The organism is Klebsiella sp. PL-2018, from assembly GCF_019048985.1.
Lineage (GTDB): Bacteria > Pseudomonadota > Gammaproteobacteria > Enterobacterales > Enterobacteriaceae > Klebsiella > Klebsiella michiganensis.
The window spans coordinates 3,237,434-3,257,736 of sequence record NZ_CP077673.1 but is presented as its reverse complement, the minus strand read 5'-3'; the positions used below and the strand labels follow the sequence as shown (position 1 = coordinate 3,257,736).

17 protein-coding genes are annotated in these 20,303 nt (G+C 50.0%); 16 read left to right on the top strand and 1 reads right to left on the bottom strand.

The features are described from left to right. Nucleotides 1–289: 289 nt before the first annotated feature. The 16 genes from MKleb_RS15120 to MKleb_RS15045 all read left to right on the top strand — a co-directional run bounded on the left by MKleb_RS15120 (nucleotide 290) and on the right by MKleb_RS15045 (nucleotide 19,817). The gene (locus MKleb_RS15120; RefSeq protein ID WP_183129365.1) at nucleotides 290–991 is read left to right on the top strand and encodes a S24 family peptidase; all 702 of its coding nucleotides are present in this window, start codon (nucleotides 290–292) and stop codon (nucleotides 989–991) included. A gap of 464 nt (nucleotides 992–1,455) precedes the next feature. Next, nucleotides 1,456–1,818 (top strand): transcriptional antitermination N peptide, encoded by a 363-nt coding sequence (locus tag MKleb_RS15115; RefSeq protein ID WP_014229124.1) that lies wholly within the window; start codon nucleotides 1,456–1,458, stop codon nucleotides 1,816–1,818. Nucleotides 1,819–1,894: 76 nt separating this feature from the next. Next, nucleotides 1,895–2,287 (top strand): phage holin family protein, encoded by a 393-nt coding sequence (locus MKleb_RS15110; RefSeq protein ID WP_025107970.1) that lies wholly within the window; start codon nucleotides 1,895–1,897, stop codon nucleotides 2,285–2,287. Then, on the top strand, nucleotides 2,277–2,549 hold the full coding sequence (locus MKleb_RS15105; protein WP_032749344.1) for a phage holin family protein: 273 nt from the start codon (nucleotides 2,277–2,279) through the stop codon (nucleotides 2,547–2,549). The genes MKleb_RS15110 and MKleb_RS15105 overlap by 11 nt, the downstream gene beginning before the upstream one ends. 7 nt (nucleotides 2,550–2,556) lie before the next feature. Continuing rightward, nucleotides 2,557–3,099 carry a glycoside hydrolase family 108 protein gene (locus MKleb_RS15100; protein ID WP_025107969.1) on the top strand — a complete coding sequence of 181 codons (543 nt, stop codon included), beginning with the start codon at nucleotides 2,557–2,559 and terminating at the stop codon, nucleotides 3,097–3,099. A gap of 55 nt (nucleotides 3,100–3,154) precedes the next feature. Beyond that, nucleotides 3,155–3,574 carry a hypothetical protein gene (locus MKleb_RS15095; protein WP_025107968.1) on the top strand — a complete coding sequence of 140 codons (420 nt, stop codon included), beginning with the start codon at nucleotides 3,155–3,157 and terminating at the stop codon, nucleotides 3,572–3,574. Nucleotides 3,575–3,693: 119 nt separating this feature from the next. Further along, nucleotides 3,694–4,356, top strand: coding sequence for a phage tail protein (locus tag MKleb_RS15090; protein ID WP_014229127.1), 663 nt, complete (start codon nucleotides 3,694–3,696; stop codon nucleotides 4,354–4,356). Between the two features lie 72 nt (nucleotides 4,357–4,428). After that, entirely contained in the window at nucleotides 4,429–4,740 is a 312-nt protein-coding gene (locus MKleb_RS15085; RefSeq protein WP_004850345.1) for a phage tail assembly chaperone, read from the top strand. Then, a complete protein-coding gene (locus tag MKleb_RS15080) occupies nucleotides 4,737–5,048 on the top strand; it encodes a DUF1799 domain-containing protein (RefSeq protein ID WP_032749343.1) in 312 nt (103 codons plus the stop codon). The genes MKleb_RS15085 and MKleb_RS15080 overlap by 4 nt, the downstream gene beginning before the upstream one ends. Nucleotides 5,049–5,132: 84 nt before the next feature. Then, nucleotides 5,133–6,242, top strand: a complete 1,110-nt coding sequence (locus MKleb_RS15075) for a phage tail tape measure protein (protein ID WP_025107967.1) — start codon at nucleotides 5,133–5,135, stop codon at nucleotides 6,240–6,242. A gap of 22 nt (nucleotides 6,243–6,264) precedes the next feature. Beyond that, a complete protein-coding gene (locus tag MKleb_RS15070; RefSeq protein ID WP_025107966.1) occupies nucleotides 6,265–6,612 on the top strand; it encodes a phage tail protein in 348 nt (115 codons plus the stop codon). Further along, nucleotides 6,609–7,361 carry a phage minor tail protein L gene (locus MKleb_RS15065; RefSeq protein WP_025107965.1) on the top strand — a complete coding sequence of 251 codons (753 nt, stop codon included), beginning with the start codon at nucleotides 6,609–6,611 and terminating at the stop codon, nucleotides 7,359–7,361. The genes MKleb_RS15070 and MKleb_RS15065 overlap by 4 nt, the downstream gene beginning before the upstream one ends. 1 nt (nucleotide 7,362) lies before the next feature. Further along, complete coding sequence (locus MKleb_RS15060) at nucleotides 7,363–8,097, top strand: C40 family peptidase (protein WP_004850353.1); 735 nt, start codon at nucleotides 7,363–7,365, stop codon at nucleotides 8,095–8,097. A gap of 167 nt (nucleotides 8,098–8,264) precedes the next feature. After that, complete coding sequence (locus MKleb_RS15055) at nucleotides 8,265–8,879, top strand: tail assembly protein (protein WP_004850357.1); 615 nt, start codon at nucleotides 8,265–8,267, stop codon at nucleotides 8,877–8,879. Nucleotides 8,880–8,941: 62 nt separating this feature from the next. After that, nucleotides 8,942–19,261 (top strand): TipJ family phage tail tip protein, encoded by a 10,320-nt coding sequence (locus tag MKleb_RS15050; RefSeq protein ID WP_217076758.1) that lies wholly within the window; start codon nucleotides 8,942–8,944, stop codon nucleotides 19,259–19,261. A 283-nt stretch (nucleotides 19,262–19,544) separates the two neighbouring features. After that, complete coding sequence (locus tag MKleb_RS15045; RefSeq protein ID WP_004101621.1) at nucleotides 19,545–19,817, top strand: putative hemolysin; 273 nt, start codon at nucleotides 19,545–19,547, stop codon at nucleotides 19,815–19,817. On the opposite strand, the gene hslJ is transcribed toward MKleb_RS15045, so the two are convergent. Further along, on the bottom strand, nucleotides 19,814–20,254 hold the full coding sequence (gene hslJ, locus MKleb_RS15040; protein ID WP_014229134.1) for a heat shock protein HslJ: 441 nt from the start codon (nucleotides 20,252–20,254) through the stop codon (nucleotides 19,814–19,816). The genes MKleb_RS15045 and hslJ overlap by 4 nt on opposite strands. Nucleotides 20,255–20,303 lie beyond the last annotated feature (49 nt).

Below are 20,303 nucleotides of genomic sequence, written 5' to 3'. Positions count from 1 at the left end.
TGAATCACTGTTTAAGTATAGACCCCAGAGGAACATGATTTTTTGATCTCCAGTAGCGACAAAATCCATAGTTCAGATAAATTAATTCAAGGTATTACATAGGTGCCTACGTATGAACGACACCCTACACCAAAATCAGTGGCGTCATTTTTCCATAAGTAGCAGTGTGGCGAATTTCGCCAGTCAAAGCCTCCTGACCGACAATACTGCCTTAATTACCTGTAGGTAATTTATTCGAGTTTTGCTATATTTTAGATACCTGATGGTAAATGGCGTTAGAATCATTGCGATGGATAAATACGAAATCAGACGACAGCGCTTGCTCTATATCCGTGATAATTTATGCGGCGGTAAGGCTGTTGATGTGGCCCGAACCCTTGGACGGGAGCCTTCTTACGTCTCAAGGATGCTCTACCCCGAAGGCAAAAAGCAAAAGAAAAGGATAGCTGACGAGATGGTCGAACTTATTGAATCTTCGTTCAATCTGCCCCGTGGATGGATGGACGGTATCACCGGTAATGTTGATATCGAGCGAGAACCGGTAGAGGATTCGCCGCAGATGCCATATGTCATTGAGGTTCTGGATGCCCAGGCCAGCGCAGGGCCGGGCTGCATTGTCTCCAGTGAGGTTGATGAAACGGTGAATAGCATCACCTATGACTCTGCCGGCGCGCTGCGGCTTTTTGGTAACCGGCCCGCAGAGCATATCAAGGTGATCACGGTCTCCGGCGATAGCATGTCCGGCACCATTGAGACCGGTGACTACATTTTTGTCGATGTCTCGAAAGACTACTTTGAAGGTGACGGCATTTATGTCTTTTCTTTTAAAGGCGCGGTGCTGGTGAAACGTCTTCAGTTCACGGCGGATGGGCTGCTCGTTCACTCGGATAACAGCAAATATGCGGACTGGACGATTGGCGAAAGCCATGAACAGTATCTGAAGATCATTGGTCGCGTGATTTATAGCCACAGCGTTAAACGCTTTGTTTAAAGGCGTTCATTGCCACGCAGCTTCGCCATCCTGTTTCTGTCATAAACCCTGAGCTCAGCCATAAGCATTACCCGGGTATGCCACCTGTACGCCGGGCATACCTGCGGCTTCTCACCCCCCAATCCTGTGACCCGCTGTTCAACACTACCCGCCTCGGACCTTTTCAGCTGTTTTTACGCGTCAGGCCACTATTTTTTCAAAAATATTTTCAATATTTTCAATTGGTTAATTTGTTTTTTTCCATAAAGTATACCTATGGGTATTTATTTTTAAATAACCCTGAGGTATTCTTTTGTCATCAGCTTGATAGACAGCACTATCCGGATGATGAAATACAACGATTCATAACTGAATCTACGTGGCTGAAAAGCCAGCGCCATGGCGCAGTGCGCTTTGGGGTGAAGCCATTGGCAAGGATCCGATTGCCGAAGGCATTCCGCCAAAGCCCATTAAAGGAGACCGCAATGTCCCGTAAAACCGCGTTTAATGGCTCCGCTGCGGGCCGACGTCGCGCGCAGCGCTCCCACTTACAAAATCCGCAAACGCTCAGTTCAGATCTTATCCATCGGCCCACTCCGTCCCGCGCTCAGATTCAGGCAAAAGGGAAGCACCATACGCCTGAACGTATTGAGGACGCATTGCCGATTAAATTTGTGGCACAGGATATTTTTTGGCAGCGCGAGGAATATAAACGGCAAATTGAGCGAGCGACCATCATTTATCAGCAAGAATTTGCACACCAGTATGCGCAGCCAGGAACCTGGCTCTTCCAGAGGGCAATTTATGCGCTTGGTTTGCAAAAAAGAAAGAAAGTAACGGCGAGGTAACGCCTTAGTGCCAGGAAAAATGACCCTGCGCTTCGTTATTTACCATCATAACTCATAGTGAAAGAAGGGAGGGTATATGTCCGATCCTGTTTCCGGTACGTCGATAATTGTTGCTGGTGGATTAATGGGCGCTGGTATGTTTGGCCTGGTGACAGGTATTGATTATGGCGTTGTTTTTGGGGCTTTTGCTGGCGCGGTATTTTATGTTGCGACGGCGGTTAATATCACGCGCTTTAGACTCGTCGCCTATTTTATGACTTCTTTTATTGTCGGCGTTTTGGGTTCCGGGTTAATTGGTACGAAGCTGGCTATCTGGACCGGATACAATGAACGACCTTTAGACGCGTTAGGCGCCGTGCTGATATCCGCGCTGATTATTAAGATACTTACGTTCCTGAATAATCAAGAACTAACCGACCTCTACAAAATACTAACCCGCAACAATAGTGGGCGCCCGAATGGGAAATGAACTTCCCGCGCTGCTTAATGCCGTTCTCTGCGCTTTGATTACCCTAACCTTAATGTTTTATCGGCGCGCCCGGTACAGAAGGTATCGACCATGGATATCGTATACGGCTTATTTACTGGTAATCACCTATGCCAGCATACCGTTTCGTTATCTCTTCGGCTTGTATACGTCGACCCACTGGTTGGTTGTTACCGTGAATTTTTTTGTCTTTATTGCCGTGTTCCTGGTGAGGGGGAATATTGCGCATTTAATCGATAAATGAGGAATAAATGAATAAAGATGAGATTTTTAATGCCATTCTGGAAAAGGAGGGCGGTTATGTAAATCATCCTGATGATAAAGGAGGTCCGACAAACTGGGGGATTACTCAAGTCACCGCACGGGCTCATGGTTATGATGGCGATATGCAAAAACTGACGCGCCAACAGGCGCTGGATATTCTCAACGCTGACTATTGGATTGCGCCCCGGTTCGATCATGTTGCTGAAATATCTACCGCGATCGCTGAAAAACTGTGTGACGCCGGGGTCAATATAGGGCCTGTTCTGCCGGGTAAGTGGCTTCAACGCTGGTTAAATGCTTTTAATCATCGTGGGGTACTTTATCCGGATCTTATAACCGATGGTGTTATTGGCCCCAGGACCTTAAATGCCTTGAGCCATTATGTTATTCGAAGAGGCAGTGAAGGGGAGCTTGTACTGCTACGGGCATTAAACTGTAGCCAGGGGCAGTATTATCTGGAGTTAACAGAAAAAAGTGAGGCTAATAAATCATTTATATATGGTTGGTTAAGGGCTCGGATAGCTATGTAATTTTCTGTTTTATTAATCTAATTCGTTCAGTAACTGAAATCTGGAGAAAGTGAATATGTATACATCTAATGATTTAACCCTCTCAATGTTTTACTCATCTGCCATTGCTGAGGAAACTGGTAATAAAGTCGCAACGCTCACCGTTCAAACCATGGGGCCATCAGCGGAAATTTTACAAATCAGTAAGTTGCACTGTATTACTGATGAAAATAAAGCGAAACGTTATAGTATTGGCGAGCAGTTTATTGCTAATGGCTCCGACTCTCTTCTCGCCGCTATTGAAACCTGGTGGCGTGATAATTCTGCGGCTCTCATTGAAGAGTTAATGATTGAAGTTATGGATTTTATTTTGAGTAATGTTAACCAAAATGCAACCTGGATCGGCCAGTATGGTATGAAAATTTTTGAAAATGAGCCGGTCGCAAAACGTATCCCTGATAGCGTATTACAGAACGGCAGCCACACAAATTTCTGAAAAGTGATGTGGTGTGAAAGCGTAATCACTATGGCGCAACAATAAGTCATAATTAAACAAGCTATTCGCATTGATAAAATGCATTCAAATATTTAAATATCAATAATGGAGATATTATTATGGGTTTTGCTCTGCCTAATGGCTCAACCGTTTTTGTTGGTTCCGGTCTTGGTTCTCCCGTATCTGTGAGTACGGTTTCCAATGCTGAAGGTGCGGTATTTACCGTTGCTGAAAATCATAACCTTAAGGTTGATGATGTCGTGCTGATTTCTTCGGGTTGGGGTGTAATCGATGGTTTAGTTGCCAGAATCACCGCACAAACAACAAATAGCGTAACCATTTCGGTCATTAACTCCAGCGACCGGAATTTTTTCCCGGCTCATGCCGGTGGCGGGAAATTACAGAAAATCACGGAGTGGACTGAGATTCCACAGATTACGGAAGTCGCGCAGTCGGGTGGTGAACAGCAGTATGCACAGGTACAGTTTCTGGCAGACGATCGCCAGCGTAATATTGGCACCTTTAAGGCGGCTAAAAGCCAAACCTTTACCTTAGCGCATGATGCTTCTTTACCGATCTATAAAGTATTGGGCATGGCGGATCGCTACGGCCAGGTGTTACCGCTACGCATGTTTGTGCCTAATGCGAAGGAGTATCGCTATTGGTCCGGCGTTCCGTCATTTGATCCGCAACCAGTGACCGCGGTGAATAGCGTTGAAACTGTACAAGTCGCGTTTTCCATTCACTCTCGGGATATTACTTTCTATAAATCGGAAGATTAATCGTTCTCCTTATCTGTGGAACATAAATTAAATTCAACTGGGCTCCTGCGGGAGCCTTTTTTAAGGGTATTTATGAGCGCTATTTTCAAATTACAACCTAACCCTGTTTTTAAAGCTGATGTTGCTATTCCTCGTGCCGGTGAAGAAGACGGAGTGCTGAATTTTACGTTTAAGCATCGGCCAATAAAAGAACTGGCAGAGCTAGAAGATATTGACGAAAAAACGGTCTGTGATTTCTTACTGGAGATCGTCGACGGCTGGGCATTATCTGAACCCTGTACGCGAGAAAATATGGGCGTGCTGGTAGATAACTATCCGGGGGCCGTTAAAGCAATAATGGCTACTTATTATCAGGAGCTGACGGGAAATCGCGAAAAAAACTGATTGCGGTTGCCTCTGCATTCTATACGCCTGAACCATCAGCGGATGAGCTAAGCGCATTCGGTCTGACAGCCGAAGACTATGACGATATTGTCATCAACGTCTGGCCCGATATCTGGCCTGCGTTTGTGGTCTTTCGCACGGCCAGCACGCAGTGGCGCACCAGTCCAGGAGGGGTTATCGGTCTGGACTACAGTGTCCTCGCATGGCTCATGAGGGTTTATGATATAGCTGATGAGGTAACCGCAATAAACGATATTCAGGTAATGGAACGGGTGGCCTTGAATATCCTGAATAAACTACAGAACTAGCCTGGGTTTTAGCAGAAGTATGTTCACATTATTAATCAATGTAAACCAGATAAGTAGTTGGTTTATTCTTTCAGGAGATAATCAATGGCGGGTGATACAACAATAACACTGCGCATGAATAACAGTGAACTGGAAAAAAGCAATCAGCTTCTGGATAAATATCAACAGAAAGTAACTGTCGCCAGCCGTAAAAGTGAAGAGTTTAATAAGACTTTTCGTGCTGCAACAGATATCCAGAAAAAGCATACGGATGGCCTGAAAAGGTTAATACAGACGTTACCCCTTCCTCCAGCCAGAATGGGACCCATACTTCAGGATATGGTAAAGAAATCTGAGGATGAGACCTACAATATAACGTCAGGCTCTAAAAGTTACTGGGATTCACTGGCAGGAATAGGTAGCCCTCCAAAAGAAGAACTGGGTAATACGCCAAAAGTTTTTCGCCCAGGCGCAAATATGGAAGAGCGTTCTGACGATGATACGGAAAAAGGGGGGAAGAGCGATTGGCTCGGCGGTTTAATGGCAGGAGCCAAAGAAGCGTGGGATAAATTCCTTAAGGATGGAGAAAACGTTCATGGCAAGCTTAAGGATTTAGCTAAAGACGCCTTCAGCTCAATGGGAAACTCGCTGGTGGAATATATAACCACAGGAAAGGCGAATTTTAGTGATTTCCTGATGACCTTTCTGAAAGGGACGCTGAAGATGCTTAGCCAATTATTGTTGGTAAAAGCCATGCAGGCTTCCTTTAACGCGATGTCGAATTCCGGCATTGGCTGGGTAGTATCCATCGGTAAAGTTTTCACGGGCCACTCCGATGGAGGCTATACCGGAGACGGGGGTAAATATGAGCCGAGAGGGATTGTTCATGGCGGCGAATTTGTTTTTACCAAAGAGGCGACCTCGGCGATAGGGATTGGCAACCTTTACGCCATGATGCGCGGTGCGCAGGGGTATGCGGGCGGCGGCTATGTGGGAACGGCATCAATGCAGGGACTGGGTTCTTCAGGCGCAGGGCCACTGACCATTCAGACCTCAGTACTTATTCAGAATCAGGGCTCAGAACCGCAGGCGGCCGACAATAACGGCGCGTTAAATCGCGCCTGGCAGCAGACGATAGACCGTTCCGTTCGCGCTGGCGTGGCAAATGAATTGAGGCCTGGTGGCCTTATCTGGAATGCAAACCACGCACGTTAATTTTTTGATTCCCGGAGAAGATATGGCAATAGAAACCTTTACCTGGCGAACGCAAATACAAGCGGGTTTGCAGGGGGATTTTAATTTCACCGTTCGCGAGGCTCGTTTTGGCGACGGATATCAGCAGATCGTCGGCGATGGTCTACATTTTGAAAAACAAAGCTGGCCAGTGACCTTGACCGGAGAAAAGGAAGAGATATTAGCCGTGCTTGAATTTATGCGGCGTCATGTAACGAAGTCGTTTATCTGGGATACCCCTGCGGGGGAATCCGGGCTTTATCGTGTTAGCGCCGATTCACTAAAACTTTCGCCATTATCGAGTCAGATAATGACGGTAACCGCCACATTTAACCAGGCATATGCACCATGATTACAGCTGATTATCAAAAACTTGAACCCGGGAGTGAAATACGTTTACTGGAAATTGATGGCAGCGTCTTTGGCATGGATGATGTCTTATATTTCCACGGGCACAGTATCGCCCATAGCGAAGCTGAAATCCAGGCTGCTGGAGGGGACGAAACGCGTTTGCCTGCAAAATCCATTTGGTGGCAGGGCAATGAATATATGCCATGGCCTTGTATTATTGACGGGATTGAATCCTCTACCAGCGGTCGGGACGCGCAACCATCGCTGAAGGTGGCAAATATTGATGCTTCGATTACCGCGCTGTGCTTGTATTACGATGACCTGGTTCAGGCGAAAGTCACCATTCACGATACGCTGGCAAAATATCTCGACGCACGTAATTTCCCTGAAGGTAATGCGAGAGCCGACCCCACGCAGGAAAAACGAAAAGTCTTCTTTATTGATGCCAAAAGTGAGGAGACCAATGAAGCGATTGAGTTCACTCTTGCCAGTCCAATGGATTTGCAAGGAATAATGATCCCAACGCGTCAGCTGCATTCTATCTGTACCTGGTGTATCAGGAATAAATACCGCAGCGGCGATGGTTGTGATTATACAGGTCAGCGATATTTTGATAACAATAATACACCTGTTACCGATCCGGCGCTGGATGTTTGTAACGGCACTTTGTCGGCCTGTAAATTACGCTTTGGCGAAGACAATGAGCTGCCTTTTGGTGGTTTTCCCGGCACATCTTTAATTCGGAGCTAACATGCGCCAGAAAGTTATCAGGGCTATTCAGGTGCATGCTCAGGAGCAATATCCTCGAGAATGCTGCGGTGCGATTGCCCAAAGGGGGCGGGTAGAGCGCTATTTCCCCTGTCGTAATATTGCCGATGCCCCACAGGAGCATTTTGTTCTTGCGCCGGAGGATTATGCACGGGTAGAGGATTGGGGCACCGTAACGGGGATCGTCCACAGTCACCCCGACGCGACGACCCAGCCAAGCGAGTTGGATAAGGCTCAGTGTGACGCGATGTTGTTACCCTGGCATATTTTCAGCTGGCCGGAAGGCGATTTTCGTACCATTTATCCGCGAGGAGAATTGCCGCTGCTGGAACGTCCGTTCGTGCTTGGCCATTATGATTGCTGGGGACTGGTAATGAGCTATTTTCGCCAGCAGCATAATGTTGAGTTGACGGATTATCGTGTGGATTATCCGTGGTGGGAAGATGGCTACCCTGATAACTTTTATCATGATTGTTGGTATGAATGTGGCTTTCGCGAGTTTGATGGCCCGCCGCAGCCGGGAGATATGATTATCATGCAGGTACAGGCAAATAAGTGGAATCATGCGGGTATTCTCCTTGAGGGAAATATGCTGCTGCATCACCTGTATGGTCATTTAAGCCAGCGAGTGCCGTATGGGGGATACTGGCAGGAAAGAACGGTGAAAGTTTTGCGCTATCATATTAATGATAATGCGTTGACTAATGAAAAAATCTGAAAGACGTTGGGATTTTAAATCACCCGATATGAAATGCGTTAGCAAGTGAATGTGATTCAACATCAGAGGGCTGGACTTGCTCTCGAGTCAACTCAGCGTACGATATTATCAATGGCGGAATAGATGCTTATGATTTATTCATAATGTCTGCTGCAGATGGAGTATTTATGCAAGAACATATGGTCAGAATAGAGTTGGGCGGTATTCTTGGTAAGAAATTTGGCAAATCTCATTGTCGGATGGTGGCAACGGCATCTGAAGCGATAAGGGCTTTATGTTGTACTATCAATGGATTTGAAAAATTCATGAACAACAGCAAAGCTATGGGATTAACCTATGCTGTTTTTAAAGGAAAGAAAAACATTAGCGAGGATGATATTCCTTTCCCCATCAACGATAAAGTAATACGAATTGTTCCTGTCGTTATTGGTAGTAAAAAAGCTGGCGTGCTACAGACGATATTAGGTGTTGCATTGATCGCGGTCGCTTCAATCGCCACTATGGGCACTGGAGGGATATTCGCCGCGATTGCTGCCGGCTCCGGGTGGGGAAGTGCCGCAATGCTGGGGGCCTCAATGGTACTTGGTGGTGTTCTTCAGATGCTTTCTCCTCAGGTTCCAGGTTTAGCCAGTCAACAATCTCCTGAAAATAAAGCCTCCTACGCATTTGGCGGGGTCACGAACACCACCGCTCAGGGATATCCGGTACCGTTGTTATACGGCAAGCGGCTTATCGGCGGGGCAATTATTTCAGCGGGAATTTATGTAGAAGACCAGCAGTAAAATATCCGGCTTCTCTCATTTCAGACCACCTTTGAGGTGGTTTTTTTATGGACAAAATATCTATGACACAGCATCTCATTAAAGGTTGTAAGGGCGGGAGTTCAAGCCCGCGTACCCCAACGGAACAGCCTGATGATTTACAGTCTGTTGCGAAAGCAAAAATTCTCATTGCGCTGGGCGAGGGTGAATTTGCCGGTGCGCTTACCGCAAAAGATATTTACCTTGATGGTACGCCACTGGAAAATTCCGACGGCTCGCAAAATTTTAGCGGTGTCGCCTGGGAGTTTCGACCGGGAACTCAGGCACAGAATTACATCCAGGGGATCCCCGGTTCAGAAAATGAAATTAACGTAGGAGTGGAAGTCTCCAGCAAAACGGCCTGGTCCCGCTCTTTTAGTAATACCCAGCTTTCCGCCGTCCGCCTGCGCTTAAAATGGCCATCTTTACTGAAACAGGAAGATAATGGCGATCTGGTAGGGAACGCCGTCAGCTATGCCGTTGATTTGCAAACCGATGGTGGTAGCTGGCAGACGGTGCTGGAGAGTGCGGTAAGCGGAAAGACCACTTCCGGCTATGAACGATGCCACCGCATTGATCTCCCCCGGGCGACGACGGGTTGGGTTTTGCGCCTGCGTAAGGTCACGGAAGACGCAAATACCTCAAAAACTGGCGATGTTATGATGCTGCAAAGTTATGCTGAGGTGCTTGATGCAAAACTACGCTATCCCAACACGGCCCTGCTTTACGTTGAATTTGACTCTCGTCAGTTTAATGGCTCTATTCCAAAAATTGCCTGCAGTCCTCGCGGGCGGGTGATCCGCGTTCCTGATAACTATGACCCGGAGACCCGCCAATATTCAGGCATCTGGACCGGAGCATTCAAATGGGCGTGGACGGATAACCCGGCCTGGATTTTTTACGATCTGATCGTCAGCGATCGTTTTGGCCTGGGGAATCGTCTTACCTCAGAAAATATTGATAAATGGACGTTGTATCAGGTAGCACGATATTGCGATGAACCCGTCCCCGATGGTAAAGGTGGGGAGGGTACCGAGCCGCGCTATTTATGTAACGTCTATGTTCAGGATCGCAACGATGCCTATACGGTGTTACGCGATTTTGCGGCCATTTTCCGTGGCATGACCTGCTGGAGTGGCGATCGGGTGATTGCTCTGGCGGATATGCCTCGTGATATTGATTACACCTACACCAGGGCTAACGTCATCAATGGTCGTTTTCACTATGCCAGCAGCAGTAGCAAAACGCGCTATACCAACGCGCTCGTCTCATGGTCTGATCCAGAGAATGAGTATGCGGATGCGATGGAGCCGGTTTTTGAGCAGCCGCTGGTCGCCCGCTATGGATTTAATCAGCTAGAACTTACGGCGATTGGCTGTACCCGTCAGTCGGAGGCCAACCGTAAAGGGCGTTGGGGAATTCTGACCAACAATAAAGATCGCGTAGTGACTTTTTCAGTCGGACTGGACGGTAATATTCCACAACCCGGCTATATCATTGCGGTGGCGGACGAAATGCTGGCGGGAAAAGTCAACGGTGGCCGTACCCGCGAAGTGGATGGCTGCGTTATTACGCTCGATCGTAAAACGGAAGCGAAAGCCGGGGACCGTCTGTTATTGAACCTGCCATCGGGGGGGACGCAAGGCCGAACCATTGAGAGCGTCGATGGACACGTCGTCACCGTCACCGCTGAATATGCCGAAAGACCAGAACCGGAATGCGTATGGGCCATTGAGTCTGACTCTCTGAGGGTCCAGCAATATCGTGTTGTGGGTGTTAAAGATAATAACGATAGCACCTTTACAATTTCCGCAGCCGCTCACGATCCGGATAAATACGCCAGGATTGATTCCGGTGCGATTATTGATAGTCGGCCAATCAGCGTTATTCCTCCAGGGAAGCAAAGCGCGCCAGCTAATATCGTTGTTGAGTCTTATTCCGTGGTTAATCAGGGGATTAGCGTTGAAACGCTGCAGGTTCACTGGACGGCAGTACAGAATGCCATTGCTTATGAAGCCCAGTGGCGCCGCAATGAAGGCAACTGGATAAACGTGCCCCGGAGTTCCGTTGCCTCGTTTGATGTCAGCGGAATTTATGCCGGCCGATACATCGTAAGGGTGCGCGCTATCAATGCCGCGGAAGTGTCGAGCGGCTGGGCATATTCGCAAGAGAAAACGCTGACCGGCAAAATCGGCCTGCCTTCGGCACCTGTTTCGCTGACCACAACATCCCTTCTGCATGGCGTTCAACTAAACTGGGCGTTCCCGGAGGGAAGTGGCGATACGCAAAAAACCGAGCTGCAGTACAGCCCAAATCCAACCGGCAACGGCGCGATGGCGCTTTCTGACGTAACGTATCCGGGAAACTCGTATCAGCAGATGGGCCTGCAGATTGCGGCGACGTTCTGGTACCGGGCACGCATTGTCGATCGCCTTGGTAACGAAAGTCCGTGGACCGTCTGGGTGCAGGGGATGGCCAGCGACGATATCGGGGAGTATTACGACAAGCTGACCGATGCAATTAAGGACACCGAAGCCTGGCAAGAATCTCAGCGGGATATGGAGGAAACCCACAAAACGCTGACGGAAACCGCTGATGCCATCCGTGAAGAGGTCGAGCAGCAGGTTAACGAAATAAACCAGAGCATTAATGAGACCGCCGGGGGGATCCGTAAGCAGGTTGATGGGCAGATAGCGACGGTCAATAAGTCGATAACAGAGAATATTGACCTCGTTAATCAGACCCTCAATGACACCATCTCGACAGTAAACAAAAGCATCAACGATGCTGTGAGTGATATTAATACTTCCGTCGACCAGCAGATAGCAGATGTCAATAAAGCCCTGACTGCGGGGGACTCGGCGTTAAAATCCCAGCTGCAGACGGTTGAAAACGGCCTGAAACAGTCCATTGCTCAGGCAAATACGGGCTGGGATAAAGCGGTAAAACAGGAGACCGCTGACCGCATTGCGGACGTCAACGCGAAAGCGGCGCAGGCGGCAGACCAGCTGCTCAATGAAAAAAATGAGCGGGTGGCCGCCATCGATAATCTGCAGACAATTATTCAGGATGGCGACGAGTCACTGGCCCGTCAGATCGCTGAAATCTCTGCCGGTAGTGGGCAGCAGTTTGATTCGTTCAGTATCTGGTACTTCGATAAAGACAATGAAGGGTGGACCGAGGACGATGCCGGTCAGGTGCCGATGCAAATCACGGACGAAGGCTGGCTGAAATCATCGAACAGCACCGCCTCCTGCCGTTCGCCAAACGGGCAAAAAATCCCGGGTTCCCCCTATCGCACCGTCATGCTGCGTATTAAGCGCGTGGGTAATCCGGCATGGAAAGGGCGGCTTTACTGGATTGGTACAGAGGAAACCGGCTGGAGTGATGCCCGCTCGGTGACTATCGCCGAGCAGGAGTTTGATGGCGAGGGTATCAGCGTGGTGGCCATTTCCGACGTGAACTGGAACGCGTCCGGCACGGTTCGCCGTTTTCGTCTCGATCTGGCCCAGGGGCAGAATGCCGACAACTATTTTCTGATCCACTGGATATCCGTTGGGCGCCCGGCGCCGGCAGCAAGTACGGCGGCCCTGCGTAATGAGGAGATGGCGCGGACGCAAGCGGATGAGGTAGAGGCGCTGAAACGTTCCACGCTGGCGGCTCAGATCAGGGGAACCTCTGACAGTAACAGCCTTGCAGACCTGCGTTCCGGCCTGCTGTATCAGGAGATGAACGCGCGTATCACCGCCGATAAAGCAGAGGTGACGGCCAGAGAATCGCTGCAGGCGCAGTTCAACGACAATAAATCCTCGGTGGCGGAGGAACTGAGCTCCCTGACGACAGCGCAGAGCGCGCAGGCCAGCAAAATTAGCGGTCTGGAAACCAGTCTGGGTAAAAAAGCCGACGCAACCGCGCTCCAGACGCTGACGCAAAAGGTCGAACAGCAGGGCACCACGTTAACCAGCCAGGGAAATACGCTGACCTCGCTGTCTAACCGCGTCGGGAAAACGGAATCGGGCGTGGCCGCAAACAGCAATGCCATTACGGGCCTGCAGTCCAGCGTCAGCCAGCAGGATAAAACGCTGACCAGCCAGAGCAGCGCCATCGCAAAGTTGCAGAACGACCTGACCACGACGAATGCCAGCGTCAGTAAAAAGGCTGATGCCAGTGCGGTCACTGCCTTAACCAATCAAGTGACCGGGACGGAAGGAAACCTGGCCACGCAGTCTGGCCAATTGACAATGCTGAAAAACTCCCTGGCTGAGGGGAGCCTGGTCAGCAATGGCGGAATGAATGTTGATTTATCCTTCTGGGAAAACTCCGGTACCGGTTCGGCGTTCACTTATGATTCGGGTGAAAAAGCCCTGAAAACCACGACTGGCTCCATTCGCGTCGCCAACGTCACGCGTATCCCCGTTGAGGCCGGACTGACTCTCACGGTCTCTTTTGAGTACCGGACTTCGGAAACGGTTAACAGCGTATCGTCTGACACCGTCGGTGTGATAGCGGATTTAGGCAATCCGATCGCCTGGTTATCGTCTATATCACCGTGGCTGAGTGGGGTAACGACCAGCTGGCAGACGAAAACCGTGGAACTGACCATTCCGGCCAATTTTACCGGGCGTTACGTTTATCTGCGATTTGCCGCCGGGGGCTGGACACCGTCAAACAGTGCACGTCTGTATATCCGTAAAGTCGACGTCTTTTCATCGACCGGGGTGTCAAAGAAAGCGAATGCATCGGCGGTAACAGACCTGACCAGCCGGGTCGACTCGGCGGAAGGGAAACTGGTCAGCCAGAGCCAGGCGATCGCAAAGCTACAGAATGATCTGACAACGACCAACGCCACCGTAAGTAAAAAGGCGGATCAAAGCGCCCTGACGTCACTGACCGGACGAGTGGAGAAGACGGAAAGCGGCCTGACTGCAGCGAATGGTAATATTACTTCCCTGACCAGCGCGATTGGTGCTGCAAAAGCTGCAGGGGATGATTATATTCCTAACCCGGCGCTTGAACCTTCCTACGACCGCATGGGTTATGACGTCGTTTCAGCCACTGCTGCGGGTGTACCTGTAGATTGCCCGTTTGCGTATGTGGTTCGCCTGGCCGGTCGCGACCATGTACCTAAAATCAACAATGTTGCGGTGACTCCGGGTGATGTTTTCGAGATGTCGGCGGTGGTTGCTTGCGGAACCGGACAGGCGGATTTTAATCTCTATATCGCTAATGCCACTTCAGCGACAGGTGGTATCAAAGCGAGACTTTCCGGCGGGAATACCAAAGTCACCGCAGCGTGGAAACGCGTGACATGGCGCTTTACGGTGCCGGCCGATACGAATTTTATGCGTCCCTTCCTGCAGGTTAATCAGAGTTCACCCTTTGGTACGGTCTGGTATGCGGCAGACTGGCATCTGCGCAACGTTACTGCAGCGCAGAGTGCACAGAAAACCGCTGATGCAACAGCAAAAGCGGTGGACTCCCTGACGACAACAGTCTCTGTGCAGGGCGATACGCTGAGCAGCATCGGTAGCCGGACCACGGCGCTGGAAAACGGTCTGTCAACGACGAATGCCAGCGTCAGTAAAAAAGCGGATGCGAGCGCGCTGCAATTGTTGCAGAACACAGTCACCGAACAGGGCAAGACGCTGACCAGCCAGGGCAGCAGTCTGACGAAGCTGGATAACAGCCTGAAGGAAACTGTCGCGGCTGTTGATGCCACAAAAGCTGATGCCGATGCTTCCCGGGCGATAGTCGGAAATCTGTTAACAAATCCGTCTTTTGAACGAGGTAAAGATGGTTACAACGGCTGGCAATCAGCGACGTCAATACTCACAGCTTCTTCGCCGCATAGTGGCACCCAAATTCTTAAAGTGGTTCCAGGCAGCAGTGTCGTCTCGTTGCTTCAGAAGATTTCGTTTACCAAAGATCGCACCTACAAAATAGGTATCTTCACGCGTGTTTCAGGTGGAACAACAATGCCGTCAGGCACCGCTGGCAATAATAAGCTGCGTATTGGCGATTCTGACGGGCCACTGAAGGAGGTTCAGTTTAACCCCGCGACGCTGCCAACGAGTTCTGTCTGGCAGGAAATTTCGGGCACATGGAAAGCCACGAAAACCGCAGTCCTTGACGTCTCGCTCATGGTGCTGCTGGCGACGGGAGAGCAGTATTTTGATGATTTCTATCTGGTAGACGTGACTGATGAAACCAATATTGCGGTCAGCGCCACCGCCATCAGCAATCTGACAAACCGGGCCAGTAGCGCTGAAGGAAAGCTTGAGAGCCAGAGTCAGTCCATCACAAAACTGCAAAACGGACTTGCCACTGCCGACCAGAATATCGCGAAAAAAGCCGATGCTTCAGCCGTCGCTTCGTTAGGCAACCGGGTTACTGAAGCTGAAGAGAAGCTGACGAGTCAAAGTGACAGTATTACCCAGCTAGAAGCTTCACTCGATAGCGCTCGCGATACCGGTGAGAATCTGGTTGAAAACTATGATTTCAGAAACCAATTAAATGCGTGGAATCTGCAGAATGCCGGGCGCATTGTGTGGGGAGCATCAAACGGGGAGGGTGCTCCCGGTGTGATAATCACGCATACGGGTGACGCAAGTAATCCTGGATTAATGTCGAATAACGCTAAATGGTTCCCGGTAAGTTCATCACGCCGGTTCCGTTTTAAGGTACGTGCAAAATTAATCTCAGGTTCAGGTGGGATTTTATGCCGCATCTTTAATTCGAAGACCGCTGGTACTTACACCCAGACGCAGGCTGTTGTAACCAGAAAAGATGGTTTTGAAACGCTGACGGTAGATATACCCGCGTTGCCGGCCACCACCACAGACGCAAGGATTGCTTTTTATGTATATCCGTCCGCGACAGTTGTTGCCGTCGACAGCATTGCCGTTTATGACGTTACCGATGAAACCGTGGGTTCGGCCAACGCCAGCGCAGTCAGTGATTTGACAACACGCGTGACCAGTGCTGAGGCGGGAATGACTTCTCAGGGGACGGCTATTACAAAGCTGCAGAATGATCTGTCAACCACCAATGCGAATGTTAATAAGAAGGCTGATGCTACTGCATTAAACGCGTTATCTAATCGTGTAACGCAGACTGAAAAGGATATCAACAGCCAGGCTGACAGCATTACCAGCCTGAACAGCACGCTGAATATTAACGCCCGCAAAGGCTCAAACCCGTGGCTGGACGGAACGTTTGAAACTTATGACGTTAATCAGAACCTGGGTGGGTCTGCGCGAGTTATTAGCGGAGTCAGCTACTCGGGCGGCAAATGCATGCGCGTGACGCGTGCACCGAACACTACCGGTAACAGCGACGACCTAATCGGTTCACGCCTTGCCATTCGCGACGCGGCAGTATTCAGGGTTGAGTTCTGGGCGATGATGCCATCCGGTGAAACCCCCTCAGGCGGCTGGGTCACCGTGGTCGGCCTCAACGTGCAAAATGATGCGGGCGCAAACTCATGGCTGGGAGCTGCTAATGTCAGCGAAACAGCGCTGGCCGGTCGTGACAAATGGGTTAAATTTTCCGGGTATGCAAAAGCCACCGCGAAAGGTGCAACCCGTGCCGTTGTTTGGATCTCTACGCGCGGGGCGAACGGCAGCAACACGCCGGGTTATAATCTGTTTATCGACGACATGGTTATTACAGATGTAACCGACGCTTACAATGCGCAGAGCACGGCAGACGCGACCGCCTCAGCTGTTGATTCCCTGACGACACAAGTCTCTCAGCAGGGTGATATCCTGACGAGTGTCGGAAGCCGGACCACCATGCTGGAAAACGGGCTGAATACGACAAACGGCAACGTCAACAAAAAAGCCGATGCTACCGCTCTGCAGACGCTCCAGAATACCGTGACGGAACAGGGCAAAACGATGGCCAGTCAGGGTAGCAGCCTGACGCAGTTGAATAACTCCCTGAATGATGCCACGGCCAGCCTGGCTGCTGATGGTAAAATTCCCGGCAACCTGATTTCCAACGGTTCATTTGAACGCGGCCAGGAGGCTTTCACAGGATGGGGAAGCGTCGGGTCCGTTATCAGTGCACAATCGCCCAACTACGGCAGCAAAATAGCGATGTGTGGTGTGGGCCTGGCCGGGATCTCTCAGAAAGTACCGGTCGTCAAAGGCAACACATATAAAATCGGTGTGTTTGCCCGTGCGCAGGGCGGTTCGGTCATGAGTGACCAGGGTAATAACAAACTGCGTATTGGTCAGTCGTCCCTGTTGTACGATCGCCAGTTCAACACCGCGAACCTTCCAACCAGTTCATCATGGATTGAATTGACCGGAACATGGAAGGCGACGGTAGACGGGATGGTCGATGTGGCGATCTACTCCTCCCTGAAGTCTGGCGCGCAGTATTTTGACGACTTCTATTTTGTTGATGTTACAGATGAAGTAAATATCGCAGCCAATGCCGGGGCCATCAGTAGCCTGACCACGCGTGTGACGAGCGCTGAAGGGAAGCTGACTAGCCAGGGTAGCAGTATCACGGAGTTGACGAACGACCTGACTACCACCATTAACAACGTTAATCACAAAGCGGATGCCGCCGCGTTGGCTGCTCTGACCAACCGGGTGACGAGTGCTGAAGGAAAGCTGGAGAGCCAGAGCAGCAGCGTCACGTCGCTGAATAACAGTATTGCGGCCACTCAGTCGGATGCCGACGCAGCAAAAGCGATTCCGGGAAATATGCTGGCGAATAACTCATTCGAGCGCAGTTTTGACGGATGGGTGAACTCAGGCTGGAGCATACTGGCGGCGCAGAACCCTAAGTCCGGAAAGTACATTATCCAGGCGACAAAGACATCCAGCGGCTCTACGGCCTGCGATCAGAACGTAAACCTGATTGCGGGGCATACATACCGCATTGGCGCGTGGGTGCGCAAGTCGGGTGACTTTGCGGTCAGCAATGCCAGTAATACTAAAATCAGCATCCGTAATAGCTCAGGGCCGCTGAAAGATATTCCGATAACAACCAGCATCGGAACCGGCTGGACGGAGATCTTTGGGGACTATAAACCGTCCTCCGATGCTGCACTGACTATTTCCCTGCGTTCCAGCCTGTCGGCCGGTTATCTGTATGCAGATGATGTATTTTGCATTGATGTCAGCGATCAAGTGGCAAATACAGCGAACGCTTCGGCACTTACTGCCCTGAATACACAGGTCAAAATTGACGGAGGAAATATTGAGGCTAATACCCGGGAGCTTAAAAGCCTGAAAGCTGATTTAGGGACCAAAGCGACGGCCAGTGCAGTGAGCGATCTGAACGCCAATGTGCAGGAAATCGACGGTACATTAAAGGCTAGCGTAGAGAAGGTAGATGGCCTGGATATAACGGTCGGAGAACTGAAGGGTAAAGTTAAGACCCAGGGAGAGACGATAGCGGATTCGGAAGGCAAAATTAACTCGATGTACTCAATTAAAGTTGAGACAAAAGGTGATAAGAGAGTTGGCGCAGGGATGGTATTAGCCAGTGATGGTTCGACAAGTGACATCATTTTTAATGCTGATCGTTTCTCTATTTTTAATGCCATCAGCAAAACCGCCGTGCCGGTGATGATTGCGGAAGGTAACGAGTTGTATATTGATTCGGCGCGAATTAAAAACGGCACGATTGATATTGCCAAAATCACAGATCGACTTTCCTCTACTAATTATGTGGCCGGATGGAGAGGCTGGAGTATTACCAAGAGCGGAAGTAGTGAATTCAATAACGTTGTTGTTCGCGGTGAAATACAGGCTGATACAGGTACTTTAAATAATGTAGTTATTAATGAGAGTTGTAATATCCTGGGCACCGTAAGGGCTAATAAGATTATTGGAGACGTCGGCTCGTGGGCAATCAATATTGCTCAGCACCGCTCCCGTCGAATTGCGAAAGCACAATGGGCCTGGTTCGATTTGCTTGCTGTTGATCGCCAGCCGTTCGAGCAACGAGTGCAGCTTTTAGGCGCGCTTCGCCAGGACGACTCAATTAATATTACGGGTGGAGGTAAATTAACGGCAGGTATGGAGTACAAGAGTTATGAAGGTGGCTCGTTGAGTATGGGTAAACTAGGGTACTGTATTCTCATGCTGGGTACCGGTGATACTTCAGGTGGTGGTCCCATGACCTGTGCGCTCTCTATTGATGGCGTTTTATATAAGCAGGAAAATGGGAGTATGGAAATTCAGTCAATGGACTTCATCGTTCCGCCAGGTACCGGCCAGACTGTTGTGCGTTATGGGTACTATCTGGACAGAAACGGTGGTATGACGGGCGTAATCTTGTCACGTTTTCACGCGTTTGTTATGCGTAATTCAAATATTATTCGAGGCGTTTCAAGTGATTAAAAGGCTAAGCTCTGTTCTAAGGTGATGATTTACCAGACCACGGATTGCGCAGTGAGTTAAATTTAATAGCCTGAAATACAAACCGAAACGGCGCCCTCATCATGGATGACATAGTGAGGGCGCTTTGCGTTCTGAAACTGAGGATGAATAAAAGCGACCAAAAAATTTGCTAATAAATGTTAATACAACGCATAAATACGTACTTCGCCTCTCGACGCGGCGCGCTGAGCTGCCTATTATCCTTAGGCTTGTTCATTTTAAGATGTATCTGAGGGGAGAGAAGATGCGAGCTGCGTTTTTAGTGGGATGTGCTGCGCTGTTACTGTCGGCGTGTAGTAGCAATGATGAACCTGTTCAGCAGGCAACGGCGGCGCACGTGTCGCCCGGAATGCGTGCCGCGATGAGCAGCTCCGGCCAGGCAAACTGCGCCATGGTTGGCGGCTCGTTATCGGTCGCCCGCCAGCTTGATGGCTCCGCTATCGGCATGTGCGCATTGCCGAACGGCAAGCGCTGCAGCGAGCAGGCGCTGGCAGGCGGAAGCTGCGGTAACTATTAATTCATCAGGTCGGCGAGCTTATACACCAGCGTCTGGTCGGCGGTCGCCAGCGTTAGCTGCGTTTCCGTCAGGTCGACCTGCGCGCCTTCGCGCAGCATTTTGCTCAGCGTGGCGTCCAGCGCGTTCAGCTGCGAGTCCGTGCAGAGCATGCGGGTCATCGCCAGCTCTTCAACCTTCAGCTCGCCGTCCGAGACTTTGCCCGTGCCGCTGAAGCGGTTGCACATATTACCTGAAACAGACATCTTGCCCGTAATGGGCATTTTTTCGCCGAAGCTCAGCTCCTGCGGCTTATCCGCGGCATTCAGCGGCTGCCCGTTAACGCTGGTCAGCACAAAACGGTGATGCTGAAGCTGTTCCGCTCTGGTTGACACCTTGCTGTTATAAACGCAGCCCGATAGCAACATTCCCGCCGCCAGCAGCGCAGCAAACTTGTTCATTTAGTCTCCATAAATATTTATCGTATTAATAAATGAAGGGAATTGTAAC